Source organism: Micromonospora sp. NPDC005087 (assembly GCF_042872965.1).
Lineage (GTDB): Bacteria > Actinomycetota > Actinomycetes > Mycobacteriales > Micromonosporaceae > Micromonospora.
Map to the genome: position 1 here is coordinate 30,372 of NZ_JBIALB010000021.1, position 25,436 is coordinate 55,807.

Consider the following 25,436-nt stretch of genomic DNA (forward strand, 5'->3'; position numbering starts at 1 on the left):
ATGACAATCTCACCGTCGAGCATCGAGCAGGTCATCCCCGGTCAGGGGGCGATGGCCCAGCCGTCGGCCGCGCCGGGCCGGGCGAAGCGGCGCCGGTTCCGGTTCATCGCCAATGCCAAGGCCGCCACGGGGCTGGTCATCCTGGGCATCTACTGCCTCTTCGCGGTGATCGGGCCATGGGTGGCGCCGTACAACCCGGACGCGCGCAGCGGCGACGTGCTCCAGGCGCCGTCGCTGCGGCACTGGTTCGGCACCACCCACCTCGGTCAGGACATCTTCAGCCAGATCCTGGTCGGCGCGCGCAGCGTCATGGTGGTGGGACTGGTCGCCGGCGTGCTGGCGACGATCCTGTCCATCCTCATCGGCGTGACCGCCGGCTACATCGGCGGCGCGGCCGACGAGGGCCTGTCGGCCCTGTCCAACGTGTTCCTGGTCATCCCCGCGCTGCCGCTGATCATCATCGTGACGTCGATCGTCGAGCAGGCCAGCGACACCCTGGTCGCGCTCATCATCGGCTGCACCTCGTGGGCGTGGGGCGCCCGGGTGCTGCGCGCCCAGACATTGTCCCTGCGGCGCCGCGACTACGTCGAGGCGGCCCGGGCCACCGGCGAGCGGACGTGGCGCATCATCCTGTTCGAGATCCTGCCCAACCTCACCGCGATCATCGCGTCCGGCTTCGTCGGCACCGTCATCTTCGCCGTCATGTCGGAGATCACCCTTGCCTTCATCGGCATCTCGTCGATCTCGTCCTGGAACTGGGGCACCATCCTGTTCTGGGCCCAGGGCCAGCAGGCCCTCGCGCAGGGCGCCTGGTGGTGGTTCGTCCCGGCCGGGCTGGCCATCGCGCTGCTCGGCACCGCCCTCGCCCTGATCAACTTCGGCATCGACGAGTTCGTCAGCCCCCGGCTGCGCAGCGCCGGCAGGACCCGGATCCGCACCGCCGACGGCCGCAGCGTGCGGATGCGGGTCGGCTTCACCCCCGTGCTGGCCCCGACCCCGTCCGTCCCGACGCCACGGGCTGCCACCACCCGAGAGGACGTTGTGCGATGAGCGATCCGGTGCTGGAGATCCGTGGACTGCGCGTCGACTACGGGCTCGGCGACGCGGCGGTGCACGCCGTCCGCGACGTCGACCTGACCCTGCACCGGGGCGAGGTGCTGGGGCTGGCCGGGGAGAGCGGCAGCGGCAAGTCCACCCTGGCGTACGGGCTGACCCGGCTGCTGCCGCCGCCCGGCGTGGTCAGCGGCGGCCAGGTCGTCTACCACCCGGTCGACGGCCCGCCGGTCGACGTGCTGACCCTCAGCCCGGCCCAGCTGCGGCAGTTCCGCTGGGCGGAGACCTCCATCGTGTTCCAGGGCGCGATGAACTCGCTGAACCCGGTGCACAAGGTCTCCACCCAGCTGCTCGACGTGATCAAGGCGCACGAGCCGCGGAGCACGGCGGCGAGTCGGCTGGCCCGGGCCCGGGACCTGCTCCGCCTGGTCGGCATCGCCGCCGACCGGCTGGACAGCTACCCGCATCAGCTCTCCGGCGGGATGCGGCAGCGGGTCATGATCGCCATGGCGCTGGCGCTGGAGCCACAGGTGGTCATCATGGACGAGCCGACCACCGCGCTGGACGTGGTGATGCAGCGGCAGATCCTCGGCCAGCTCGCCGAGCTGCGGGATCGGCTGGACTTCGCGGTGCTGTTCATCACCCACGACCTGTCGCTGCTGGTCGAGTTCTCCGACCGGATCGCCATCATGTACGGCGGCCGGATCGTCGAGGAGGCGCCCGCCGCGCAGCTGTACGGGCAGGCCCTGCACCCGTACACCGAGGGGTTGCTGCACTCCTTCCCGGCGCTGCGCGGCCCGCGCCGCGAGCTGACCGGCATCCCCGGCTCCCCGCCGGACCTACGGGCCATGCCGGAGGGCTGCGCGTTTCACCCGCGCTGTCCGAAGGCGTTCGACCCGTGCGACAAGAAGGTGCCGGCACTGGGAGCACCCGGCGGCGACCCAGGCCGGGCCGTCGCCTGCTGGCTGCACCCCGGCGCCACGCCGGTCCCCCACTGACCTCCCTCGTCCGACCGAACTACCCGCAACCGCGAGGAGAACCATGGACACCGACCTCACCCGCCCGACCACCACCGGGCAGGCCGACCCGATCGACACCCTCCCGCCGACCTTTCGGTGGGGGGTGGCGACCTCGTCGTATCAGATCGAGGGCGCGGTGGCCGAGGACGGCCGGACGCCGTCGATCTGGGACACCTTCTGCCGGGTCCCGGGGGCGGTGGCCAACGGCGACCACGGCGACGTGGCCTGCGACCACTACCACCGGATGCCGCAGGACGTCGCGCTCATCGCCGACCTGGGCCTGGACACCTACCGCTTCTCGGTGGCCTGGCCGCGGGTGCAGGCGGGTGGGCGCGGGCCGGCCAACCCGGCCGGACTGGCCTTCTACGACCGCCTGGTGGACGAGCTGCTGGGCCGCGGGGTCGACCCGTGGGTGACGCTCTACCACTGGGACCTGCCGCAGGAGCTGGAGGACGCGGGCGGCTGGCCGAACCGGGACACCGCCTACCGGTTCGCCGACTACGCGGAGCTGGTCTTTGGCGCCCTGGGCGACCGGGTGAAGACCTGGACCACGCTGAACGAGCCGTGGTGCTCGGCGATGCTCGGGTACGCGTACGGCAACCACGCCCCGGGCCGGCGGAACCTGGGCGATGGGATCGCCGCGGCGCACCACCTGCTGCTCGGGCACGGGCTGGCGGTGCAGCGGCTGCGTGCGGCGGCGGCCACCCCGATCGAGCTTGGCCTGACCGTCAACCTGTCCACCGCCGACCCGGCCACCGACAGCGCGGCCGACCGGGACGCCGCCCGGGCCGCCGACGGGCTGGGTAACCGGCTCTACCTCGATCCGGTGTTCCGCGGCTCCTACCCGCAGGACGTGGTGGCCGACCTGGCCGCCGAGGGGGTCCGCGTCCCGGTGCAGGAGGGCGACCTGGAGGTCATCTCTGCCCCGATCGACGTGCTCGGCGTGAACTTCTACTTCGGGCAGGTCCACTCCGGGGTGGACGAGCAGGGCCGGGACCGGGACGAGCACGGCAAGCCGGTGCGCCGGGTGATCCGCCGGGACCTGCCGCGCACCGCGATGGACTGGGAGATCGTGCCGGAGTCCTTCACCGAGCTGCTGGTCCGGCTGCACCGGGACTATCCGGGCGTGCCGCTGGTGATCACCGAGAACGGGGCGGCCTTCGACGACAAGCCGGATGCCGACGGGTTCGTGGCCGATGACGACCGGGTGGCGTACCTGACCGAGCACCTGCGGGCGGTGGCCCGGGCCCGGCAGGCCGGCGCGGACGTGCGCGGCTACTTCGCCTGGTCGCTGCTGGACAACTTCGAGTGGGCGTACGGCTACGACAAGCGGTTCGGCATCGTCCGGGTGGACTACGACACCCAGCGGCGTACGCCGAAGCGCAGCGCGCAGTGGTACCGCGACACCGTCCGGCGGGTACGCGGGGAGCGCTGACCCGGCCGCTCGGGGCGGCCGCTCGGGATCTCCCGGGCGGCCGCACTGGCCGGCATCCGCCTGCCAGCCCGTCCAGGGTGACAATCATCAAGGATGCGGTCGGTCGATATTTCGCCTCGTTTGTGGTGACCGCCACGGGCGAGCCCGCTGCCGCCGGACAAGGCCGAGGTGGGCCCAGCAGAAGCCCTCCCGTCCTGAACCGGGGCCGGGTCGGCGGCACTCCCGCCGCGGGCCTGGTGGCTCAGCGGGTCCGCGACCAGGGCCGCTGCGCCGGCCGCGCCGGCGCCAAGGTCACCCGGGCGGCCGGCTCGCGCGGCACGCCGCCGTCGCGCAGCAGCCGGGCCATTGGCAGGGTGGCCGCGCCCATCGCGACCGCGTCCGGTCCGAGCCGGCACAGCTCGATCGAGGTCTGGGCGTACGGCTGGCGCAGCGCGTGCCGCGCGGTGACCTCGCGGATCTGCGGCAGGTAGCGCTCGCCCAGGGCCAGGCCGGCCCAGCCGCCCAGCACCACCCGCTCGGGGTTGAACAGGTTCACCAGGTTCGCCACCCCGGCGCCGAGGTAGCCGACCGTCTCGTCGAGCACCTTGGCGGCGGTGCGGCTGGTGGCGCGCAGCAGTTCGCCGAAGGCGGTCTCCTCGTCGCCGCCGGTCGCCGGGCGACCGCGGTTGGCCTGGCGGAACCGGTCGAGCACCCCTTCCGCCCCGACGTAGGCCTCGAGGCAGCCGAGGTTGCCGCAGCGGCAGCGGCGGCCCCCGTACACGATGGTGGTGTGCCCCCACTCGCCGGCGCTGCTGTGCGCGCCGCGGTAGCCCACGCCGTCGGCCATCACGCAGGCCCCGACGCCGGAGCCGACCAGGGCAACGACCGCGTGCCGGACGTCGCGGCCCGCGCCGAACCACATCTCGGCCTGACCGAGGGTCTTCGCGCCGTTGTCGATGTGCACCGGGATGTCAGTGCCGGCGCGCAGCATGGCGCCGAGTGGCACGCCGTCCCAGCCGAGGGTCTGCGCGTGCACCACGGCGTCGGCGGCGCGCTCGACGGTGCCGGACACGGCGACGCCGAAGCCGAGCACCGCCGCCGGGTCGATGCCGGCCTGCTCGATCACCGCGGTGAGACCGTGCAGCAGGTGGCCGGTGACCTGCCGAGGGTCGGGCTCGGCGGCGGCGATCGGGTACTCCGCCTTGGCGAGGGCGGTCATCGCCAGGTCGAAGAGTTCGACCTGCACCCGGGTCTCGCCGACGTCGGCTCCGACCAGGTAGCCGTAGCCGGGGGCGACCCGCAGCAGCACCCGCGGGCGGCCACCGTCGGACTCGACCAACCCGGCCTCCTCGACCAGGCCCTCGGCGATCATCTCGCCGACCAGGTTGCTCACGCTCGCCAGGCTCAGCGCCGTGGACTGCCCCAGCTCGGGGCGGCTCAGCGGGCCGTCCAGCCAGATCCGGGTCAGCAGGACCGACCGGTTGGCACGACGCATGTCGCGCACGGTGGTGCGTCTGGCGTCCACGTCCGCCGCCATCCTCTCCCGGCCGCCCCGGCGGCCTGCTTCACGCCGTGAACCAAGTGCTGACAGATTACTGCGCATTCACATTTAACAAAGTTAACTGCTAGCCTCCGGCGCATTGATCAAGAGGCATGTCATGCGACTTAGACGTGGGTTGACCGCCGCGCTCGGCGGCGTCGCGCGGCTCGCCGCACCGGGCTCGCCGCCCCGGTGGCCTGCTCCGCGCCGGCCTAGGCTAGGTCGCGTTTCAGAAGTCGTCGAGCTCTTGCATTGACCCGCTGTTGTCTACTGTGCCGATCATGAACTGTTGGGTGTGTGACAACAATGACCGGTTTGACGTGCTGCCGGAGTGGGAGCGGATCGCTGCAGATGAGTATTGGCGGGTGGCGCATGCGATCGACACTGCACTGCCCGGATGGCTGGTCCTCATCCCACGCAGGCATGTCACGTCCATCGCCGACTTGACCGATGCCGAAGCTGCGGACCTCGGCGCCTGGCAGGTGCGCCTGTCTCGTGCGTTGGGGACGGTGACTGGGTGCATGAAGACCTACGTGGTGCAGTCCGCTGAGAAGGAAGGCGTCAGCCACGTCCACTTCCATGTCGTCCCGCGGATGGCCGATCTTCCTGACGATCGGCGTGGCGGTGGGGTGTTCGGGTACCTGGATCCCTCACGCGAACTGCGCGTGGGCGACGAGCACAAGAGCGAACTCACGCTGGCGTTACGGGCACATCTCCAATCGGTGGGTATGGCTCGCAGTGCTACAGCCACTCATTGATCGCGGCGACGTGGATGGTCGCCTGGTAGCGGACTGCGAGCTTGTCGTACCGGGTGGCCAGGCCGCGGTGGCGCTTGAGCCGAGTGATGCCGCACTCGACGGCGTGGCGCTGCTTGTAGATCTCAGGGTCGAAGGACGGTGCCCGACCGCCCTTCGACCCCTTCCTGCACCTGTTGGCGGCCTGGTCGTCCTTGATCGGGATCGTCGCCTTGATCTCGCGCTTTCGCAGGTGCTCGCGGTTGAGGGCCGAGCTGTACGCCTTGTCGGCCAGGACCCGGTCCGGGCGGGTCCGCGGACGCCCACTCCCGGCCCGCGGCACCCGGATACGAGCCAGGACCCGGGTGAACTGGGGGCTGTCACCGCGCTGCCCACCGGTCACCACCACCGCGAATGGTTTCTGGCCTTGCTCGCCGCCCAGGTGCAGCTTGGTGGTCAGCCCGCCGCGGGAACGACCCAGGGCGTGGTCGGCGGGTTCGTCCTCGACGCCGCCGGGCGGCTCCTTCTGCTCCTGCGGCCGGGTCCGGGCGCCGGCGGCATGCTGGTGGGCACGGGTGATCGTGGAGTCGACGCTGACGTGAGGCTCTCAAGGTTGGCGACGTCGCCACCCCGCACCCACCGGCGATCGAACACTTGTACGATGCGCTGGTGGAGGACGTGGCGGGACGCTGGTGGAACGGCATCTGGGGGCGCTTGGGCCGCCGGGATGTGTGGCTGACCCGTGAGGTCCGGTGGAAGGTCGTCGCTCGCGCTGGCGACAGCGAGAACGGCCGGGTGCTGCGCTGGGAGTTCGACACGGAGGCGGATGCTCTGGCGATGGTCAAGCGCCTCCTGGCCGCCGACGCGGGCGGCCAGTGGCGCAAGCAGGCTGGCGACAGCGCACCGTCTTCGCCACAGCAGGCATAGTCCGGCCGGCGGAGCGTTCTGAAGGACGCCCCGCCGGCCGAGGGACTGTGTCAGGAGCTGCAGGTGTTGAGCATGCTCTGCAGGGCGGACTTCTCCGACGACTGCAGCTTCAAGCCCCAGCTGTACTTCACGGTGATCCACATTTTGCTGTAGGTGCACCGGTACGACGACAGGGACGGCTGCCAGGTGGAGGGGTCCTGGTCGCCCTTGGACTGGTTGACGTTGTCCGTCACCGCGATCAGTTGGGGGCGGGTGAGGTCGTTGGCGAAGCTCTGCCGGCGGCTGGTCGTCCAGGAGTTGGCGCCGGAGCGCCACGCCTCCGCGAGGGGCACGACGTGGTCGATGTCGACGTCGGAGGCCGCCGTCCAGGTCGCGCCGTCGTACGGGCTGTACCAGCGGCCCGAGGTCGCCGCGCAGGAGCTGTCGACGGCGACGGAGGTGCCGTCGCGCTTGAGGACCTGCTCGCGGGTGTTGCAGCTACCGCTGATGGTGATCCAGTGCGGGAACAGGTCCCGCGAGTAGCCGCTGGTGGAGCCCTGCGCCGCCACGGTCAGGGCGTTGAGCTGCGACTGCGCCGTCGCCTTCGACGGGATCCCGGAAGGCGTGGCCGACGCCGGCTGCGCGCTGACGCCGACCAGACCGGCGCCCGCGAGCGCGGCCAGGACGACTGCGGCGGCGTAACGCGTGACGCGTGGGAAACGGGCTGAGACTTGGGTTACCCGCATGGGGGCCTCCTCGGCTGGGTGGACGGCAACCGTCTCTGACGATCATGGCCATCGAAGGGCGTGTTTGTGAAGAGGCGAGGAAGCAGCTACGAAACTTCGAAGCGCTTCGCTGGCCTGCAGACACGAGCTGGGCGCACCCGGCGGGACCTCGCCCTGCTTCTCGTTCCGCTACCGCCATCGACCGTTCGGCATCTTCCAGCGCCACCCCTGTGCGCGCCTCAACCATGAGAGAGGAGGTGAGCGAAATTCGAGTTCGATGTCGTGGATCGGTCTTGCGGTGACTCCGGCCCGCCGGCGTGGCGGCACCACCGAAGGGCTGCGTCCGCCGCTCACGCCGATGCTGGCGAAAGCCGTCGATGCTGTCCCTGAGGCATCGGATCTGGCCTACGAGCCGAAGTGGGACGGCTGGCGGGCACTGGCCTTCCGCCGGCCCGACGGCGTGTACCTGCAGTCCCGAGCCGGCCGGGACATCACCACCTACTTCCCCGACATCACCCGAGCCGTCACCGCAGCCGTCGAGCCGGGTGCCGTCCTCGACGGCGAGCTCGTGGTGTGGGAAGGCGAACGAACCAAACTTCGCCCACCTGCAGCGACGAATCACCGCCGGCGCGCAGCTCCCCGACATCGCCCGACCCCACCCCGCGCACTACGTCGTCTTCGACCTGCTCAGCGCCCCACCGGGCCGACCACTACTGGACCGACCCCTGCACGAACGACGTGCCCTGCTCACACAACTGCTCGCCGACGCACCCGCCCAACTCACCCTGTCCCCACAGACCGCCGACCTCGACCAAGCCGCCGAATGGTTGACCACCTGGACCGCCGCGGGCATCGAGGGCGTCGTGATCAAACGCCTCGACGGGCGCTACGAGCCGGGCCGGCGTGGCTGGCGGAAAGTCCGGGCCTACCGCACCACCGAAGCCATCATCGGCGGCGTCTCCCCCAGCATCAACAACCCCGAGACCCTCCTGCTGGGCCGCTGCGACCAGCACGGACGGCTCCGCTACACCGGCCGATCCAGCCCGCTACGACCGGTACAGCGCGCCGAACTGGCTGGCCTGCTCATGCCCGTCGACCCGACGGGGGCACACCCGTGGCCGCAACCTCTACCCGCCGCGTGGACCGGGCAACTTGACCGGCCCCAACCTCTCCCGTACGCCCCCGTCAGTCCCATCTTCGTCGCGGAAATCGACGTTGACACCGCCTACGAACATCACCGGTGGCGACACCACGTCCGCTACTTGCGGTTACGAGCGGACATGTCAGCGTCCGAGGGGTCTGTAAGAAGAAGGTGAAACTCCTGATCAAGGAGCAGCACCTGATGTCCGACACGACGATAGCCGTGGATACTTCTGCGGTGGCGAAGAAGAGCAACCCGGCAGGTAAGCCGGCGGACGGCGTGGACGCCGAGCTGGTCAGCCGCCTGGTCGAGCAGGCCCGCGCAGCGGGCCTGCAGCTGGTCAGCCGGTGCGCGGCCGGATCCCGGATGGGCCATTGCGGCTTGCTGAGGCGAGGGCGCATCTGGAGCGCGAACTGCGCGACCATCAAGCGAAGCTCGACCGCAGGGCCGCGTTGATCGCTGCGGGGAAGAAGCCGATGGGTGCGCCGCCTGTCCCGACCGAAGAACACACCCGGATCGTGAGAGCCCGCCGGGTCGTCGCTGCAGCCGAAACCGCGGCGACCGCGGCTGGCAATCACCAGGCTCCCGCAAAATCTCTGCCGAAGACCGTTGCGAACATCACCGATCCGGACTCGCGGGTGATGCCTACCCGTCGCGGGTTCCTCCAGGGTTACAACGCGCAGGTCGCGGTCACCAGCGACCACGTCATCGCTGCTGTCGATGTGAACCGCAACCCCAACGACATGGGATCGTTCGTGCCGATGATGACCGCCGCGGTCGCCGCTGCCGCTGCGGTGCACCAGGCAACCGGGTTGCCCGATCATCAGATCGGAGTCGTACTGGCCGACGCCGGCTACTGCAGCAACAGCAACCTCAATGCGCCCGGACCAGACCGGCTCATCGCCCTGGGCAAGAGCCGCGAGCAGGCCACGGCGGCGTCGCGTTCACCTACCGATGGTCCGCCGCCTGTTGGCGCGACTACACGAGAGGCGATGGCTCACCGACTCAGGACCCCTGGAGGCGCCAAGGCTTACAAGAGACGCGGCGCGACCGTCGAACCCAGCATCGGAACCCTCAAGACCATCCTGGACAGATTCTCCCGACGAGGAATCGCGGCCGCCCGAAGCGAACTGAACCTCGCAGCCGCCGCTTACAACATCCGCAAAATCCACACCGCAGCAGCCTGACGCGCCAGCCCCGGGGGCCAGCCCCGGCCGACGGCGCGATCAAGCCAGCCTGCTCCGCCCAGCCATCGGCATTCTGCGACAGGCTCTTCGACGCCGAGATCCGCACCGTCGTGTGCTCCACCAACGCCATCGAGAGCGTCAACGCCCGGATCCGGCGAGCTGTCCGCGCCCGCGGACACTTCCCCAACGAGGCCGCCGCGCTCAAATGTGTCTACCTCGCGGTCATGAGCCTGGACCCGACCGGGCAAGGCCGCAAACGCTGGACGATGCGCTGGAAGCCAGCGTTGAACGCCGTCGAGATGGCCTTCGAAGGCCGACTCACCGCAGCCCGCAAGTAGTCCTCAACAACCCGCGTTACACCGTTTTCTTGACAGACCCTACCCCTCAATCCGGGTTGCTAAGGGCACGGGCGTTCCTTGTGCCCGGCTTTCAGGAGTTCGATCATTTCGGCGATGCGTTGGGGCCGTTGCTCGGGTTGGCGTTTTGTGGCGTCGATCCGCCGTAGGTATGCGCGCCGGTAGAACTGAGCCAACGAGTCGAAGAACGCGCCGGCTTGCGGTTGCGCGTCGAGCGCGGCGGCCACGTCTTCGGCGAGGTCGCCGCGTTGGGGGCCTTCCGGCTCGATAGTCACGGAGACGGTGTCGCCGGCGGCCAAGCCGCAGCACCGTAGCCAGGCCGGGCCGAGGGTGAACCCGAAGACATCGCCTGCTGGTTCCACCACGGCACGTACACCGATGCCGTTGACGGTGCCGCGAATGTGGTGGGCGGGCTTGGCTCCCCAGACGGTGTCCGGGTTGAAGGGGACCGGGATCAGGACACGGCCGCGTGTGGCCCCGGTGACCGTGGCGGTGAACTGTTGACTTCTCGCGGAGCCCTGCATCGATGCACCTCGTGTCGGGTCCGGCGGCGGCGGGTGGCGATGGTGCTGTCGGCCTTAGGCGAGCAGCGGTTCGAAGATGTCGCGGCCGAGCGTGACGGCCTGGTCCTGGTCGAGAACAGTGGCGGCCAGGTTGGGATGGGCGGTGATCCACGCTTGAGCGTTGGGCGCGCTCGTGAAGAAGCTGATGGTGGAGCAGCAGGTGTCCGCGGAGCGACCAGCGTCTCCGGTGGCTGCGTAGACGACCACCGCTTCGGCCGGCTCGTAGGTGGCGGCACCGTTGGTGATGGTCACGCGGACCGATTGGCCGGTGTGCGGATCAGTGGAGGTGATCGTTGCGTCGGTGCCGAGCATGAACGGCATGCCCAACGCGTCGATGGCGCACATCGCGAACACCTCGACATCGCCGAATGAGACCACGTGCGGGGTTGGCGTTGGGGAGAACGGGTAGGCCGCGACCAGACGCCCGGCGCTGTCGACAGCGACAAGGTCTTCCCGGGCGAGTTCGCGCAGCGCGTTCGCGGTGTCCAGGTCCGGGGCGCCGAAAGCAGTGCGGATGTCGGCGTCCGTGGGGACGGTTCCAGTAGTGGAGAAGTGGCGGAGGATCGTCTGGTGCACCTGCCGGAGCCGGTCGGGCAGATGCTCGGCGCGGCGAGGTCGGTCGGCCCGGATAGCGTTGCCCGGCTGCGCGCAGCAATCCACCGGGCTCGACTCGGCTGCGGCGGTGGCGGGTTCGGCGCGCATCGCCTGGTGCAAGGCAGCACGGATGCGCTCGCCTGTGGGAAGGTCCAGGCGACAGGCCGCCGACCCGTCACCGGTGCTGCCCATCACGTCTAAACCGTTGATCAAGATCGACGGTGACGGATAGTCCCCCACCACCTCGGTGACAACATCCAGCGGCAGCCCGACGTCGGCCAGCGCGGCGCGCAGCTCCTGCCGAGCAGGGCCAAGGTTCGGACACTCGGGCACGGAACGAAGCTCAACAGCCAGCTGGCGCTCTGCTGCTGCAGTCATCACAGCCCCTTTCCGTCTGGTGACCGGTGGCATGACGCACACCGCTTGGCCGTTACGGCTCTACCGGTACCAGACTGGACCTTCCAGTGCAGGGGAAGGTCAAGGCGCGACGGCAGGAGGCCACGAATGCGGATCGGGGAACTCGCCCAGGAAACCGGCACCACTACCAAAACGCTACGCTTCTACGAAGCCAGCGGCCTGCTCCCACCTGCGGGACGTTGCGGGAACGGCTACCGCGACTACGACGACCGGGCGCTCGCGCGGCTCGACTTCATCCGCCGCGGTCGCGCCGCCGGATTCACCCTCGCCCAGATCCGCGACATCCTTGCCGTCCGCGACGCCGGCAACGCCCCCTGCGGACATGGACGCCAACTGCTCGCCCAACGGCTCGACGCCCATCGACGCCCAGCTGGCCGACCTGCACGCCCTACGCTCCACCGTGGCTCAGCTTCACCAGTCCGCCACCGACGCCGAACCGGACACCTGCCCACCCGAGCAGGTCTGCCGATACCTGTAGCCGCTCGGGCGCCGAGCTTCTCCGGACGTTGGCGCTCGTCGCGTGCCGCCCGTTGAGGTCCGTAAGACGCATACAAGTTTCACCCAAATGCCGGTTAATAGGCAATGGGGTCTCAGGGCCTACGGGACACTCCGCCGTTCGTAGCACCCCCGAGGCCAGAGTCGATGAGCTGATCCGAATCGGCGGCGGCTTGAAGGCACCGACGGACCTCTACGTCTTCCCGACGGGGTCACCAAGGCGGGGCCGGCGGGCTCCAGGACTGGCGGCTTGCTGATAGTTGCTGCCCACTTGGGCGGGCGGACCGTATCGTCAACCTCATCCAAGGGCCGATCCGTGGACAGTGGAAGCGGGCGGTAGCTGTGAGGATCGCGACTTTCAACGCCAACAACCTGTTCTCCCGCTGGTCGTTCCAGGCAGAGCTTTCCCGGACCGTGGCCAATCCCCCGCTCGCCGAGATCGCCACCGACGCTACGCCGGACGCAACAGGCGGGCCGAGCAGCGAGCAACCGTCAGTGGTCGAGGTGGTCCTGCCTGACGGCACCCACATGAGCGGGATTCTGCGCACCTTCCGCGGCAGACTCGTGAAGGGCAAGGACCCGAAAGCCCGGGCGTGGATCGCCCGACGCATCGCAGCCCTGAACGCCGACGTGCTGTGCCTGCAGGAAGTCGAAGACCAAGACGCCCTTGACACGTTCCACCGCGACGACCTGCGCCCCCTGGGCATCGACTACCGCTACCGGGTCGTCGTAGAGGGCAACGACCCCCGCCGCATCGACGTTGCCATCTGCTCCCGCCACCCGATCACCCGCATCAGCTCCTGGCGGTTTTGGCCCAACCCCACCGGAGAACCGGTGTTCGGCCGCGACCTCCTTCAAGCCGAGATCGCCGCCCCGGACGGCAAGCCGTTGCACGTGCTCGTCAACCACCTCAAGAGCAACTTCATCACCGACGAACACACCCTCAGCCCCGCCGAGGTCGCAGCCGCTCGAAAAGCTATTGCCGAACGACGCCGCGACCAAGCCACGGCGATCGCCAAGATCCTGCGTCGACAGCGGCTGACCCGCCGCGTTGTGATCACCGGCGACTTCAACGATGCCCCTGAGGCCGCGACCCTCGCCGCCCTGCAAGAAGCGAACCTCACCGAACACATCCAACGGGGCACCACGATCGCCGGCCCCAACCGCAACGGGACCCTCATCGACGACAAGTTCGCCGACCTGTCCCCCACCATGTGGACACACCGGCACCGGGCAAAGGGCGTCACCACCTTCGCCCTCTACGACCAGATCTGGACGACCCCCGACCTGACCGTCACCGCCGCGCACGTGATGCGCCGCACCCAGATCAGCGGTGACGGGTCCGACCACGACCCCGCATACATCGACCTTGCCGTGAGCTGACGCTGAACCGTCTACCGGAGGCCCGCCACTGATCGGTCACCGACGCGCCGCAACGTCGACAGCTGCACCCGCTCAGCCGACTTCGATCTACGCCGCAGCCCACTTGACTGGAAGCTGTCCGAAGACTGGCGCATCGAGTACAACACCTACAGACCCCACGGCTCGCTGGACCCGCAGCAGCCTGCCCCGACCCCGTTCGTCTAGACGGTAAGTCCGAAGTTTGGTCAGTGGTCGTATGCGATCAGTGAGCCCCCCTCCCGACCGGCGGCGGTCGGGAGGGGGCCTGCGATCGGTTTAGGCCACCGGTTCGGGCGCGTCCACGCCGGCCTCCCTACGCGGCGCGGGGACGAGCCGGGCGTCGCCCTCGTCGGCGTGGTAGTCGTCGGTGGTGGTGCCGTCGGCGCCGTCGGCCACCTTCGTGGCCCGCAGGATCAGCGTGCCGAGCACCGCCACCAGCAGGTTGACCAGTACGGCCACGATGCCTACGTAGATCGTCTTGGTGGTGTCGAAGCCGAACTCCGACAGCGGGAACGCCGAGCCACCGAAGTGCTTCCGGGTGGGGCTGGCCACCTGGTAGAGCATCCACATGCCCAGCCCCATCCCGGCGACCCAGCCGGCGATCAGCGCGCCCCGGTGGAACCAGCGGGTGTAGAGGCCCAGCGCCACCGCGGGCAACGTCTGCAGGATGATCACGCCACCGATCAGTTGCAGGTCGATGGAGAACTGCGGGTCGAGGAAGACGATGCAGGCGACGGCGCCGACCTTCACCACCAGCGAGGTGATCTTCGAGACGTTCGCCTCCTGCGCTGGGGTGGCGTCGCGCCGCAGGTATTCCTTGTAGATGTTGCGGGTGAACAGGTTCGCCGCCGCGATCGACATGATCGCCGCGGGGACGAGGGCGCCGATCCCGATTGCGGCGAACGCGATGCCGGCGAACCAGCTCGGGAACTGCTGGTCGAACAGGAGCGGCACGACGGTGTTGTTATCCACCGAGCCCTCCTTGGCCCCCGGCAACGGGGTCACCCCGGCCGCGATCGCCATGTAGCCGAGCAGCGCGATCAGCCCCAGGAGCAGGGTGTACGCCGGCAGCGCCGACATGTTGCGCTTGATTACGTTGCGGTTCTTGCTGGCCAGCACGCCGGTTAGGCTGTGCGGGTAGAGGAACAGCGCGAGGGCCGAGCCCAGCGCCAGGGTGATGTACTGCCACTGGTTGTTGGCGTTGAGCAGGATCCCGTCGCCGGCGTTCTGGCTGGTGTCGAACTTGGCGTCCGCCGCGTCGAAGATCTCCCCCCAACCCCCCAGCTTGTACGGCAGATAGATGATCGCCACCAGGATCACGATGTAGATCAGGATGTCCTTGATGAAGGCGATCAGCGCCGGCGCCCGCAGGCCGGACTTGTAGGTGTACGCGGCGAGGATCGCGAACGCGATGATGATCGGAAGGTGCCGGGCGATGGTGCTCTCGCCGGTCACCCCCATCGTCTTGAGCACCGCTTCGATGCCGACCAGTTGCAGCGCGATGTACGGCATGGTGGCGGCGATGCCGGTGATCGCCACCAGCAGGGCCAGCGTTGGCGAGCCGAACCGGGTCCGGACGAAATCCGCCGGGGTGACGAAGCCGTGCCGGTGCGACACCGACCAGAGCCGCACCAGCACCAGGAAGACCAGTGGATAGACGATGATCGTGTAGGGCACAGCGAAGAACCCGGCCGCGCCCGCGCCGAACATCAGCGCCGGCACCGCCACGAAGGTGTACGCCGTGTAGAGGTCACCGCCGACCAGGAACCAGGTGATCCAGCCACCGAAGCTGCGCCCGCCCAGCCCCCACTCGTCGAGGTGGGCCATATCCTTGGGTGCACGCCACCTGGCCGCCACGAATCCCATGGCACTGACCAGCAGGAACAGCAAGCAGAAGATGATGATCTCGGTGAGATGGTCGCGCCACATCAGCGCTCACCCCGCTTCTTCGTCATCTGGTAGACCACCGTCGTGGTGGAGACGCCGATGATGATGAAGGCGAGTTGCAGCCAGTAGAAGGTCGGAAACCCGAACAGCCGCGGTCCGTCCGAGTTGAACACGGGCGTGGTCAACGGCACCACGATCGGGACGAACAACAGCCAGTTCCACGGGCTGCTGTCCTTGGCTCTAGCTCTCGGCTTCGCCGGCACATTCTGCTCCTGTTCGTCGATGCGGGGGTAATCGGTGCGATGCGCGCGATGGTCGGGGCGGGCCGCGCGGTGGCCGGACTCAGTGCGGACCCGCCCGCCTGGCACGCCGATGGGCCAGGTAGGCGCAGGCCAAGCAGGCTGCCGTCAAGGGGACCCACGCGAGCTGGTACCAGTGGAAGAACGGCACGCCGAAGAGTCGCGGTTCGGCGCGGGCGAACACCGGTGTGGCCACCGCGCCCAGCATGGGCAGCGCCAGAGCGACCGCCTGTAGACAGGCCCAGACGCGGGCACGCTGTGCGGTGGGTGCCACCATCTCGCCCGCCTCACCTGGGTTCATACGTCTCTCCCATCACCTCTGACACTTGATTCTCAAGTTTCGAGCTGGTTAATTAGCTCTCGATCACTTTGCTTCCTCTGCTGCGTCCCTCCCCTGCTGCTCCCTCACCACCTCAGTTGCGGTCCGAACCCAGAAGGTTTACCCGCATCGGGTCTGGACCCCGCCAGCGGCATGGGAGGAGCAGCACATGGCAGAGTTCGCAGTCTGCTGTCACGCCGACCTTGGGAAGTGGACGTGAGAGCGGCGGTCGCCGCGGTCGTGGTCCTGTCGGCGTCCGTGGTCGCCCTCGTGGCCTCCCGCGGCCGGGGTCGCCGCTTGCCCGCGGGACGCGACCTGGCCGGCTGGGCCTTGGCCGACCGCAGCCACGGGCACCTGTTGACGTGGTGTGTCCTGGGCGGCACGATCTACACCGCCTACACGTTCCTGGCCGTTCCCGGGCTGGTGTTCAGCTCCGGCGGTGTCGGCTTCTACGCCCTGACGTACACGGTCGTGGTCTATGCGTTGGCCTTCATGGTCCTGCCACGACTGGCCGGCATCGCGCGCACTCACGGCTACGTGACGGGGGCCGACTTCATCCGCGGCAGGTACGGCTCCCCTGGGCTGGCGCTTGCGGTGGCACTCACCGGGATTCTGGCCACGATGCCGTACATCGCCCTGCAGTTGCTGGGCATACAGGCGGTGCTCAGCGTGCTCGGGGTGGAGTCCGGCGGTGTGGTTGGAGACCTGGTGCTCACCGTCGTGTTTGCGGTACTTGCTGTCTCGACCTACCGGCACGGGCTGCGCGTGCCCAGTGCTGTCTCCATTGGAAAGGCGGTCCTGGTCACGGCGTCCGCCGTGTCGATCGCGGCGCTCGTGTGGATCCGGGTCGGTTCACCGGGGGAGCTGTTCTCCGCGGCGGAGCGGACAATCACCGCGCGGGACAGCGGTTTGAGCGTCGTGCTGGACCCAGCGCTGGGACCTGCGTACGTGTCGTTGGCGCTGGGGTCAGCTTTGGCGCTGTTCGCGTTTCCGCATGTGCTGATGGTCGCGTTCTCAGCCCGCAGCGACGACGTCGTTCGGCGATCGGCGGTGACGCTGCTGGGCTGGACCGGCCTGCTGGGCCTGTTCGCGGTGTTTGGCGTGGCCGCGCTGGCCATGAGCCTCGTGCCGCCGCCGGGACGGGCCGAGCTCGCCGTCCCGATGCTGGTGCGCGAGCTGGCACCTGCATGGCTGTCCGGGGCCGTGCTGGGTGCCCTGGTGGTGGCGGCGCTGGTACCGGCCGCCGTCATGTCGATCGGGGCTTCGGCCCTGTTCGCCCGCAACGTGTATGTGGAGTATGTCAACCCGACCGCGACCGCGGAGCAGGAGACCAAGGTGGCCCGGGTCGTGTCGCTGGTCGTGAAGCTTGGCGCCTTGGGCTTCGCCATGGGCCTTCACGGTCAGAACGCCATCAACCTTCACTTGCTGGGTGCGGTGTGGGTCCTGCAGACGTTGCCTGCTCTGGTCCTCGGCCTCGCATCCCGGGCACCGCATCGGTTAGCCCTGCTGACCGGCTGGTTCGTCGGGATGATTGCGGGCACTGCGATGGTCGCCCACGGTGGGTTCTCTCCGACCGTACTGGTGTCCCTCGGGCCGGTCAGCACGCAGCTGTATCCGGGGCTGCTTGGGCTCGCGGTCAACCTCGCTGTCGTCGTCGTGGCCGAGCTGCTGTTGCGACGATGGGGGCCCGTCCGGGGGCTGGATCGGACGGTGGGTCGCCGAAGTACGCGGACGCTGCCGGCCGCCGCCTCGCGCTCGGTGCAGTCATGAACCTCGATCGAACGCAGCGCCACGGCACCTCAGATCGCCGCAACCGGCCTGCGCAATCCGAGATTGTCGGCCCTAACCCCGACGACTCGGGAGCGAACCCGTCCGGCACGGCCGGCGCGGAACATCGAGGAGTGCCGCTTCCGGCGGACGGCCCGCTGGCGGACGGTCCCGGCCTCGACATCCACGATGTGGAACGCGAAGCCGCGATGATCGCCCTGTTCGACTCACTGCACGGCCAGCTCGTCCGACTTGCCTTCCTGCTGGGCGCCGACCACGACGCCGAGGACCTGGTCTCGGAGGCGTTCTGCGAGCTACATCGACGCTGGTACCGGCTGCGTGATCCGGCGGCAGCGCCACAGTACCTGAGGTCAATCGTGTGTAACCTTGCCCGTATGCACGTCCGGCATCTGCAGGTGCGTCGCCGTCATGCCGGAGACGAGCTGCCCCCCGGCCAGGCCAGCGTCGTGGACTCGGCAGAATCGTCCGTGCTGCTGCGGGAGGGTCAGCGAGCGGTTGTGGCGGCGCTACGGCAGCTGCCGGTGCGCCAGCGCGAGGCGCTGGTGCTGCGCTACTGGCTGGATCTGAGGGAGGCTGACATCGCCGGCGCCATGGGCATCAGCACTGGGGCGGTGAAGTCACACATCTTCCGGGGCATGGCCGCCCTGGCTACGCTCATGGGCGCGTCCCGATGAGTATCGGCGAGACCGAGACCCGGCTGCGGGATACCCTCCAGGTGCTGGCGACCACAGCCGTCACTTCCCCGGATGCATATGCCAACGCCCGCAGCGAATGGCAGCGGCGGGAACGGCGCCGGCGGCTGCTCACCGTCATCTTGGCATTGCTGATCTTCGCCCTGGCTGATGTGGTCGGGCTGTGGGCTCTCAGCAATCACCACCACACCAGACCGACGCCGTACGACCAGCCGGTGGCCCCCGGGAGCAAGGTCGGGCTCGATGGTGTCGTGATCATACCCTGACCTGGGTTCGGCGCCATGGCGGCCCACCACCGGGCCGGCGACGCACGGCAGGGCGAGCGCCCGCTGACGTCGCGAACGCTCGCCCCTTGCCTCGTGGCCGCTGTCAGGCCATCTTGCCGGACAGTTTCCATGCCGCGTCGACCAGCCGGTCAACGTCCTGGCTCTGGTGGAACAGGTGCGTTGAGATGCGGACGGGGCGATGCGACTGGGCCGATCCGATGACGGGGAAGTCGCTGTTACGGATGGTGATCCCGTACTCGTCGCTCATCCGCGCGACGAACTCGGCCGACTTGTCCGCGTTGAGCACATCGGTGCGATTGCGGAACGGGTTGAACGACGTCAGGGCGCAGACCAGGCGAGAGTCGTCCTTCGGGGAGTACAACGATTGGACCCCCCACCGCTCGGCGACGAGTTCCTTGAGGTACGACGACAGGCCGACGACGTGGTCTTCGATGCGCTGTCGTCCGATGCGGTCCCACACCTCGCAGACGGTCCTGACTCCGGTGTTCAAGGCCAGGCTGCCGTTGCCGACAGACTGGAGGTAACTGCCGATGTTGTAGCTCTCCTTGTCGGTCGTCGAGCGGGGCGGTACGCCGCCTTCCGCCGGATAGCTGCTGGACACGACCGGCCAGAACTCTGGCAGGGGGTTCGGGTTGTACTGGGACAGGACCTTGTTGCGGATATACAGCACGCCCGTTCCGCCCGGACCGCACTGCCACTTGGCGGCGGAGCCGGCGAGGAAGTCCACGCCTAGCTCGTGGAAGCTGTAGTTCATCATCCCGGGGATATGTGCTCCGTCCACAACGCTGGTCAGGCCATATTCCTGGGCGAGCTTGGCCAGCATCGGGATGGGTAGCATCGTCCCGGTCTTGTACGTCGGAGCGGAGAACAGGAGGACCTTGGTCTTGGCGGTAATCGCCTTGCGGAACAGCTCCACATAGTCCTCAGCCCGCTGGTCGTTGCCCACGGGCAGGGCCACCTTCCGGATGACAACGCCGTGCCGATCCCGGGCCATGCCCATCGGGACGAGGCCGCCTCCGTGCTCGTGATTGGTCGTCAGGATTTCGTCACCCTCGCGCAGATTCAGCCCGGCGATGATCTTCGACATGCCGTCACTGGTGTTGTGCGAGATGACGAGCTCGTCCACGTCGCAGCCGTATCCACGAGCCGCGACGGCCCGGACGTCGGCGAAGTCGCTGTAGGCGGAGAGGGCGTCACGGGCGACGTCCCGATTCGTTTTGTCGAGAGCGTCAAGGACCTCGCGGGGTGGGGAGCCGACTGTCCCCACGTTCATGAAGAGGACCTTCTTGTTGAGGGTGAACAGCTTCTCGACCTGGCGCCAGAAGTTCGCGTCGTTCGCGAGGGGCAACGACGACGACCCGGCAGCGGTCAGCGGGGATGCCGCCGCGGGAGAGGCGGCGGCGAAATTCAACCCCGCCGCACCCGCGGCGACGGCGCCCGCGCCGGCGCCCAGGAACTGGAGAAGGCCTCGACGCGAAATCTGGGGCGGCGTGTCCCCAGGGACTGGGGCGTTGGCGGTGTTCAGCATAGTTGTGTCCCCCTTCTAGGTAGAGTCATCGCACTGCGATAGCGGAGATTTCGACCTTGGCGTCCTGCGGCACCCGCGCCACCTGGATGGTGGCCCGGGCCGGCGGCTTACTGCCGAAGAACTCGGCGTACGCGGTGTTGAAGCGGGCGAACTCATTGAGGTCTGCCACATAGACCGTGGTGCTGACGACGTTGTCCAGGGTCATTCCACCGGCCCGCAGCACCGCATCGAGGTTCCTCAAGACCTGGCGCGTTTGGTCCTCAATGGACGCATTCGCCAGGAGCTTGTTCGTGACCGGGTCGATGGGAAGCTGGCCGGACAGGTACAGGGTGTCTCCCACAGCTATGGCCTGGGAGTACGGACCTATCGCGGCCGGGGCGTCCGGCGACGTTACAACCCGGTGATGCTTGCCACCGTTCTTTTGTTCGCTGGCGTTGGCGGCTGGTTCGTGTCCTGCGATGACGGCACCGGCTGTGCCAGCCAGCGCGCAGGCGAGAACTGCGGCAACCAGGCGAGTCCGTCGAAATCCGACAATGGAGGTTCTAGGAGACACACGTCTCTCCGCTCTTCGTGGATGTCTGCCGACTTCCGCAGGCCTGCGAGCTTGTCGTCATCCGTAAGTTGCATCCCGCGCGCGTACGGTTTACCGCCTTGAGCAATTTGTTTGGCCGCGATGTCGGTGCCTGCAGTGCGGTGACGGGCGTGATCGACTTTGGGAAGCTGCCGGGACGGCGCCACCGAGGACACCGCTGCTGCGAACATGCCGGTCTTCGTCGAGGCGGTCCAGCAGCGCGGAGGGTGGCTGGCGATGCCCTGTGGGTGCCTGAAAGTCGGTCAGCCTACGCGGCCTGCGAGTACTCGCCGACCATGCCGCCGAGGCGATCACGCCGCAGCACCCGCCGGCCAGCGATGGCGACCGGCGGTTGGGCCGGTCCGAGCGGCGGTGCCTGTGCCAACGAACGGTGTGGACGGTGCGAGTTGTCATGGTCGACGAATTCGGCTACCACCGACTCGAGGTGGCGACGCCCGAAGAGCAGCACGCGGTCAAGCAGTTCACGGCGTACCGTGCCGACCCAGCGCTCCGCGTACGCGTTGGCCCGCGGTGCCCGCGCTGGTGTCGTGAGGACGTCGATGCCTGCGGCGGCGAAGACCGCGTCGAACACGGCGCTGAACTTCGTGTCGCGATCCCGGAGCAGGAACCGTAACCGGTCGTCTCGCTCGCCAAGGTCCATCAGCAGGTTCCGGGCCTGCTGGACCACCCACTCCTCCACCGGATGTGCGGTGCCGAGCACATGGACCCACCGGCTGCCCACCTCGACCGCGAACAGCACGTACAGCCGCCGCAGCAACACCGTGTCGACGGTGAAGAAGTCCACCGCCAGGACGCCCTGCGCCTGGGCCCCTAGGAACTGCCGCCAGGTCACCGCCGACCGCTTCCGAGCCGGGATCGATCCCGGCCAGGTTGAGGATGACCCAGTTGGTACTGGCACCACCCGGTAGCCAAGCCGGCGCAGCTCGCCATGAATTCTGCGGTAGCCCCAGGTCGAATTCTCCCTGGCCAGTCGCAACACCAGACCGCGGATCTCCCCGGTGACCGGTCGCCGGCCGCGTCGGCTCGGATAGGTCCAGCGCTGGCGGACCAGATCCCGATGCCAGCGCAGCAGGGTGCCCGGCCGAACGAACAACCCGTCCCACAATCGGCGGCGCAGCAGCCATGTCAGGCCGGCCAGCACGCCCGGTCAGCCCAGTCCCACCCGCGGCCGAGCGACCTGTCGCCGCAGCACCGCCACCTCCTGACGCAGCACCAGGAGCTCACGTAGCGGCCGTAGAGCCGTAGTTGCCGCGAGCGAGGAGTTCGGCGAGGTGGACGCCCGGGCGACCGACTAGCTGGTCGGCCTGGGTGCGGCAGGAGAAGCCGTCCGCGAGGTACACGGTGTCCGGCCCGGCATTGCTCAGGGCGGGCAGCAGGGCGTTCTCGGCGACGGCTACGGAGGTGTCGTAATGGCCGGCCTCCATGCCGAAGTTGCCGGCCAGGCCGCAGCACCCGGCCAGCCGGGTCACGGATGCGCCCGCCCGGGCCAGGAGGGCGGCGTCGGCTTCCCAGCCCATGACCGAGTGGTGGTGGCAGTGGGGCTGCGCGACGACCTCGACGCCTGCCAGCGACGGCGGGGTCCAGCGGGGTCCGGGGCCCAGTGGCGCGGGGGCGGTGAGCAGCTCGGCGAGGGTGTAGGTGCCGGCTGCGAGTGTCGGGGCGCGGGGGTCGTCTGGGAGGAGGTCGACCATGTCTGAGCGCAGCACGGCGGTGCACGAGGGTTCGACGCCCACGACAGGGATCCCCCCGGCGGCGTAAGGCGCCAGGACGGAGAGCAGGTGGGTCAGTCGCTTCTTCGCCCCGTCGAGCTGGCCGGTGGAGATCCAGGTCAGCCCGCAGCAGGCGGATTCTTCGGGCACGATCACGGTGTACCCGGCCTCCTGCAGCACGCGGGCAGTGGCACGCGCCCCAGCGGTGTCCATCGTGTCGGAGAACGTGTCCGCCCACAGCACCACCGGCTGCGGCGGAGAGGAGGACGCGGGCCTGGCGACGGCGGGCGCCGCGCCATCGGGCATGGTCGCGCGGCCCTGCTCCCTGAACCAGGCGGAGAAGCGTTCTTGGGCGAAGGTGACCATCTGTCGGCGGGGGTCCATCCCGCCCGCGGTGAGCACCGCCCTCGCGATCGGGCGGACCCTCAGCACTGTGTTGACCAGCCTGGCTATGGCCGGGACCTTGGTGACCAGCGACGACCAGCGGGGCAGCTGGCCAAGAATGTAATGGTTGCGCGGGCGTATTTTGCCCGCGTAGGCGCGGTGGAGAACCTCGGCCTTGTAGCGGGCCATGTCGGTGCCGGTGGGGCAGTCCGTCGAGCACGCTTTGCACGACAGGCACAGGTCGAGGGATTCGAGCACCGTCGGGGAGTCCCAGGCGGTGACCAGCGAGCCGTTGGTCAGCTCCTGCAGCACCCGCGCGCGCCCGCGGGTGACGTCCTTCTCGTCCCGGGTGGCCTGGTAGCTGGGGCACATGAACCCGCCTGCGGCGGTGTTGTCGGCCCGGCATTTGCCCACCCCGGTGCAGCGATGGACCGCGGTGGTGAAGTTCCCGCCGTCCTCGGCGAACGCGAATCCCTGCCGGGGCGAGGCCGGGCGCGCGAAGGGCCGGCGCAGGTCCGCGTCCAGGGGCCGCGGGTCCACCACGATCCCCGGGTTCAGCGCGTTCTCCGGGTCGAACAGGGCTTTTACCTTGCCGAACAGGCCGATCACCTCAGGGCCGTACATGCGCGTCAGCAGCTCTGAGCGAGCCCGACCGTCTCCGTGCTCGCCGGACAGTGACCCGCCGTAGGAGGCGACGAGGTCCGCGGCCGCTTCGAGGAACGCCCGGGACGGCCCGATCCCGGCGGGTGTCTCCAGCGGTAGGTCCAGGCGCACGTGCACGCAGCCATCGCCGAAGTGCCCGTACAGCAGCCCGTCTACGCCACGGTCAGCCATCAGGGCGGTGAAGTCGCGCAGGTAGTCCCCCAGCCGCTCAGGTGGGACGGCAGCGTCCTCCCAGCCCGGCCACGCCGGTGCCCCGCTCGGGGTCCGCCCGCCCAGACCCGCGCCGTCGGCCCGGATGCGCCACAGCGCCGTCGCCTCGGTTCCTGCGGGCACCACCCGCACCGCGTCGGTGCCGGCGTCGGCGGCCAGCGCGCGCGCTCGGGCTAGCACGTCGTCGACGCGCTCACCGGCCTCGGCGCCGACTTCCACGAGCAGCCACCCGCCACCGGCGGGCAGCTGTGGCACCGCGCCCGCTCCGCGGTGGCGGCGCACAACCTCGACCAGGCGGGCGTCCATGCCCTCGATCGCCAGGGGCCGGTGGGCCAGAAGCGCGGGGACGGCGTCGGCGGCCGTCGGCATGTCCGGGTATCCCAGCGCGACGACGACCGGGGCGGCCGGCGCGGGCACGAGGTTCACCGTGGCCTGCAGGACCGTGACCAGGGTGCCCTCAGTCCCCACGAGCATCTTGGCCAGGTCGCGGCCGTTCTCGGGCAGTAGGTGCTCGAGGGAGTAGCCGGAGACCTGCCGGCCGAAGCGGCCCAGCGCGGTGCGGATCGTCGCCAGGTTCGCGCGCACCAGGGCGTCCAGGCCCGCGACCGGCTCCAGCGTGCCTGCGCCGGCGTGGAATCGACGCCCGGTGCCGTCGACGACATCGAGTGAGACGATGTTGTCGGCCGTGCGCCCGTAGGCGACGGCGTGCGGGCCGCACGCGTTGTTCCCGATCATCCCGCCCAGAGTCGCCCGGTTCTGGGTCGATGGGTCCGGGCCGAAGCGAAGTCCGTGGGGAGCGGCCGCGGCTTGCAGGGAGGACATGACAACACCCGGTTGGACCACGGCGGTGCGGGCGTCGGCGTCGAGCGCGATGATCCGGTCCATGTGCCGGGAGAAGTCCAGCACCATCCCGGTGCCGATTGCGTTGCCCGCCACCGACGTCCCCGCGCCGCGGGCCGTGACCGGCACTCCGAGGCGGCGGGCCACGTCCAGGGCCGCCAGCGCGTCGTCGCTGTCGCGCGGGGCCACCACCACCCGTGGGGGCACCCGGTAGTTCGACGCGTCCGTGGAGTACTCGGCCTGGCGGCGTTCGGAGTCGTCGACATCCCCGTCGACCACCTTGCGAAGGGACGCGACGACATCATCGCTGCGCCCCGGTGCACGCACCGACTTCATTCGTGCCCTTCTTTCGTCAATACATGGGCGATGCATTGCGCAGCGGCCCGCGGGAGCCGTCATCCAATGCGGAGTCGGTCGCCTCGTGTAGGCGTTCGATGGTGATCTTCGCTTCGACGATGAAACCTCGCGCACGATCATCGCGGGAAAGGGAGCGGGAGCCCGCATCAGTCCGATGTGGAGTGCCCGCACTCGTTTCCACGTGCTCATCCGACGCACGTTCATGCCGCCGATCTTGATAACGCCCTTCGGTACGGACGAGTCCGAGCACGGCAAAATCCCGCAACGCCGGTCGTTGCCCGTACCCATGATCGACGCGCACATCCCTGCCGCGCCGCGCCAACTCGAAATCGATCT

The 25,436-nt window shown here is 69.1% G+C and carries 23 protein-coding genes and 4 pseudogenes; 14 read left to right on the top strand and 13 right to left on the bottom strand.

The window, feature by feature from the left end; all coding sequences use genetic code 11:
• The 3 genes from ACFYPS_RS31350 to ACFYPS_RS31360 are packed head-to-tail and all read left to right on the top strand — an operon-like array spanning window position 1 to window position 3,507.
• Window positions 1–1,050 carry an ABC transporter permease gene (locus ACFYPS_RS31350; protein ID WP_387329196.1) on the top strand — a complete coding sequence of 350 codons (1,050 nt, stop codon included), beginning with the start codon at window positions 1–3 and terminating at the stop codon, window positions 1,048–1,050.
• On the top strand, window positions 1,047–2,051 hold the full coding sequence (locus tag ACFYPS_RS31355; protein ID WP_387329199.1) for an ABC transporter ATP-binding protein: 1,005 nt from the start codon (window positions 1,047–1,049) through the stop codon (window positions 2,049–2,051). The genes ACFYPS_RS31350 and ACFYPS_RS31355 overlap by 4 nt, the downstream gene beginning before the upstream one ends.
• A gap of 43 nt (window positions 2,052–2,094) precedes the next feature.
• Complete coding sequence (locus ACFYPS_RS31360) at window positions 2,095–3,507, top strand: GH1 family beta-glucosidase (RefSeq protein WP_354968641.1); 1,413 nt, start codon at window positions 2,095–2,097, stop codon at window positions 3,505–3,507.
• Between the two features lie 241 nt (window positions 3,508–3,748).
• Here ACFYPS_RS31360 and ACFYPS_RS31365 read toward each other — a convergent pair whose 3' ends face one another.
• Window positions 3,749–5,011: an ROK family protein gene (locus ACFYPS_RS31365; protein WP_387329202.1), complete on the bottom strand. Its 1,263-nt coding sequence runs from the start codon at window positions 5,009–5,011 to the stop codon at window positions 3,749–3,751.
• A 296-nt stretch (window positions 5,012–5,307) separates the two neighbouring features.
• Here ACFYPS_RS31365 and ACFYPS_RS31370 point away from each other — a divergent pair, with 296 nt between their 5' ends.
• Window positions 5,308–5,784: an HIT family protein gene (locus tag ACFYPS_RS31370; protein ID WP_387329205.1), complete on the top strand. Its 477-nt coding sequence runs from the start codon at window positions 5,308–5,310 to the stop codon at window positions 5,782–5,784.
• Here the strand turns inward: ACFYPS_RS31370 and ACFYPS_RS31375 are convergent.
• Window positions 5,768–6,358: pseudogene (locus ACFYPS_RS31375) on the bottom strand (IS5 family transposase); the annotation flags it as partial. The gene ACFYPS_RS31370 and the pseudogene ACFYPS_RS31375 overlap by 17 nt on opposite strands.
• 71 nt (window positions 6,359–6,429) lie before the next feature.
• Between ACFYPS_RS31375 and ACFYPS_RS31380 the strand changes: the two are divergent.
• Entirely contained in the window at window positions 6,430–6,687 is a 258-nt protein-coding gene (locus ACFYPS_RS31380; RefSeq protein ID WP_354968638.1) for a hypothetical protein, read from the top strand.
• Between the two features lie 50 nt (window positions 6,688–6,737).
• Here ACFYPS_RS31380 and ACFYPS_RS31385 read toward each other — a convergent pair whose 3' ends face one another.
• The gene (locus ACFYPS_RS31385; protein ID WP_387329208.1) at window positions 6,738–7,412 is read right to left on the bottom strand and encodes an HNH endonuclease family protein; all 675 of its coding nucleotides are present in this window, start codon (window positions 7,410–7,412) and stop codon (window positions 6,738–6,740) included.
• Window positions 7,413–7,749: 337 nt separating this feature from the next.
• Between ACFYPS_RS31385 and ACFYPS_RS31390 the strand changes: the two are divergent.
• The 4 genes and pseudogenes from ACFYPS_RS31390 to ACFYPS_RS31405 all read left to right on the top strand — a co-directional run.
• Window positions 7,750–8,707 (top strand): annotated as a pseudogene (locus ACFYPS_RS31390) (ATP-dependent DNA ligase).
• The gene (locus ACFYPS_RS31395) at window positions 8,704–8,988 is read left to right on the top strand and encodes a hypothetical protein (protein ID WP_387329211.1); all 285 of its coding nucleotides are present in this window, start codon (window positions 8,704–8,706) and stop codon (window positions 8,986–8,988) included. The pseudogene ACFYPS_RS31390 and the gene ACFYPS_RS31395 overlap by 4 nt, the downstream one beginning before the upstream one ends.
• Before the next feature lie 20 nt (window positions 8,989–9,008).
• Window positions 9,009–9,719, top strand: a complete 711-nt coding sequence (locus tag ACFYPS_RS31400) for a transposase (protein WP_387329214.1) — start codon at window positions 9,009–9,011, stop codon at window positions 9,717–9,719.
• A gap of 86 nt (window positions 9,720–9,805) precedes the next feature.
• Window positions 9,806–10,057: pseudogene (locus tag ACFYPS_RS31405) on the top strand (transposase); the annotation flags it as partial.
• 59 nt (window positions 10,058–10,116) lie between these two features.
• On the opposite strand, the gene ACFYPS_RS31410 reads toward ACFYPS_RS31405, so the two are convergent.
• Together ACFYPS_RS31410 and ACFYPS_RS31415 are read right to left on the bottom strand one after the other, a co-directional pair.
• The gene (locus ACFYPS_RS31410; RefSeq protein WP_354967911.1) at window positions 10,117–10,599 is read right to left on the bottom strand and encodes a YdeI/OmpD-associated family protein; all 483 of its coding nucleotides are present in this window, start codon (window positions 10,597–10,599) and stop codon (window positions 10,117–10,119) included.
• A gap of 54 nt (window positions 10,600–10,653) precedes the next feature.
• On the bottom strand, window positions 10,654–11,610 hold the full coding sequence (locus ACFYPS_RS31415) for an alkylmercury lyase family protein (RefSeq protein ID WP_387329217.1): 957 nt from the start codon (window positions 11,608–11,610) through the stop codon (window positions 10,654–10,656).
• 126 nt (window positions 11,611–11,736) lie between these two features.
• On the opposite strand from ACFYPS_RS31415, the pseudogene ACFYPS_RS31420 reads away from it, so the two are divergent.
• Window positions 11,737–12,127: pseudogene (locus ACFYPS_RS31420) on the top strand (heavy metal-responsive transcriptional regulator).
• Between the two features lie 359 nt (window positions 12,128–12,486).
• The gene (locus tag ACFYPS_RS31425; protein ID WP_354967909.1) at window positions 12,487–13,527 is read left to right on the top strand and encodes an endonuclease/exonuclease/phosphatase family protein; all 1,041 of its coding nucleotides are present in this window, start codon (window positions 12,487–12,489) and stop codon (window positions 13,525–13,527) included.
• A gap of 294 nt (window positions 13,528–13,821) precedes the next feature.
• Here ACFYPS_RS31425 and mctP read toward each other — a convergent pair whose 3' ends face one another.
• The 3 genes from mctP to ACFYPS_RS31440 form a co-directional block, all read right to left on the bottom strand.
• Window positions 13,822–15,474: a monocarboxylate uptake permease MctP gene (mctP, locus tag ACFYPS_RS31430; protein ID WP_354967908.1), complete on the bottom strand. Its 1,653-nt coding sequence runs from the start codon at window positions 15,472–15,474 to the stop codon at window positions 13,822–13,824.
• A complete protein-coding gene (locus ACFYPS_RS31435) occupies window positions 15,474–15,695 on the bottom strand; it encodes a DUF3311 domain-containing protein (RefSeq protein ID WP_354967907.1) in 222 nt (73 codons plus the stop codon). Before ACFYPS_RS31435 ends, mctP begins: the two co-directional genes overlap by 1 nt.
• 79 nt (window positions 15,696–15,774) lie before the next feature.
• A complete protein-coding gene (locus ACFYPS_RS31440) occupies window positions 15,775–16,032 on the bottom strand; it encodes a DUF3311 domain-containing protein (RefSeq protein ID WP_354967906.1) in 258 nt (85 codons plus the stop codon).
• A 234-nt stretch (window positions 16,033–16,266) separates the two neighbouring features.
• Between ACFYPS_RS31440 and ACFYPS_RS31445 the strand changes: the two genes are divergently transcribed.
• The 3 genes from ACFYPS_RS31445 to ACFYPS_RS31455 are packed head-to-tail and all read left to right on the top strand — an operon-like array spanning window position 16,267 to window position 18,796.
• Window positions 16,267–17,820 carry a sodium:solute symporter gene (locus ACFYPS_RS31445; protein ID WP_354967905.1) on the top strand — a complete coding sequence of 518 codons (1,554 nt, stop codon included), beginning with the start codon at window positions 16,267–16,269 and terminating at the stop codon, window positions 17,818–17,820.
• Window positions 17,817–18,512 (top strand): RNA polymerase sigma factor, encoded by a 696-nt coding sequence (locus tag ACFYPS_RS31450; RefSeq protein WP_387329221.1) that lies wholly within the window; start codon window positions 17,817–17,819, stop codon window positions 18,510–18,512. Before ACFYPS_RS31445 ends, ACFYPS_RS31450 begins: the two co-directional genes overlap by 4 nt.
• Window positions 18,509–18,796, top strand: a complete 288-nt coding sequence (locus tag ACFYPS_RS31455) for a hypothetical protein (RefSeq protein ID WP_354967903.1) — start codon at window positions 18,509–18,511, stop codon at window positions 18,794–18,796. The genes ACFYPS_RS31450 and ACFYPS_RS31455 overlap by 4 nt, the downstream gene beginning before the upstream one ends.
• Before the next feature lie 103 nt (window positions 18,797–18,899).
• Here the strand turns inward: ACFYPS_RS31455 and ACFYPS_RS31460 are convergent, their stop codons facing one another.
• The 5 genes from ACFYPS_RS31460 to ACFYPS_RS31480 form a co-directional block, all read right to left on the bottom strand.
• A complete protein-coding gene (locus tag ACFYPS_RS31460; RefSeq protein ID WP_387329224.1) occupies window positions 18,900–20,345 on the bottom strand; it encodes an aminotransferase class V-fold PLP-dependent enzyme in 1,446 nt (481 codons plus the stop codon).
• A gap of 25 nt (window positions 20,346–20,370) precedes the next feature.
• Window positions 20,371–20,805 carry a RidA family protein gene (locus ACFYPS_RS31465; RefSeq protein ID WP_354967915.1) on the bottom strand — a complete coding sequence of 145 codons (435 nt, stop codon included), beginning with the start codon at window positions 20,803–20,805 and terminating at the stop codon, window positions 20,371–20,373.
• A complete protein-coding gene (locus ACFYPS_RS31470; RefSeq protein WP_354967917.1) occupies window positions 20,736–21,107 on the bottom strand; it encodes a hypothetical protein in 372 nt (123 codons plus the stop codon). The genes ACFYPS_RS31465 and ACFYPS_RS31470 overlap by 70 nt, the downstream gene beginning before the upstream one ends.
• A gap of 77 nt (window positions 21,108–21,184) precedes the next feature.
• Entirely contained in the window at window positions 21,185–22,078 is an 894-nt protein-coding gene (locus ACFYPS_RS31475) for an integrase core domain-containing protein (protein ID WP_387329227.1), read from the bottom strand.
• Between the two features lie 79 nt (window positions 22,079–22,157).
• Window positions 22,158–25,079: an FAD-binding and (Fe-S)-binding domain-containing protein gene (locus tag ACFYPS_RS31480; protein ID WP_387329230.1), complete on the bottom strand. Its 2,922-nt coding sequence runs from the start codon at window positions 25,077–25,079 to the stop codon at window positions 22,158–22,160.
• Window positions 25,080–25,436: the final 357 nt, after the last annotated feature.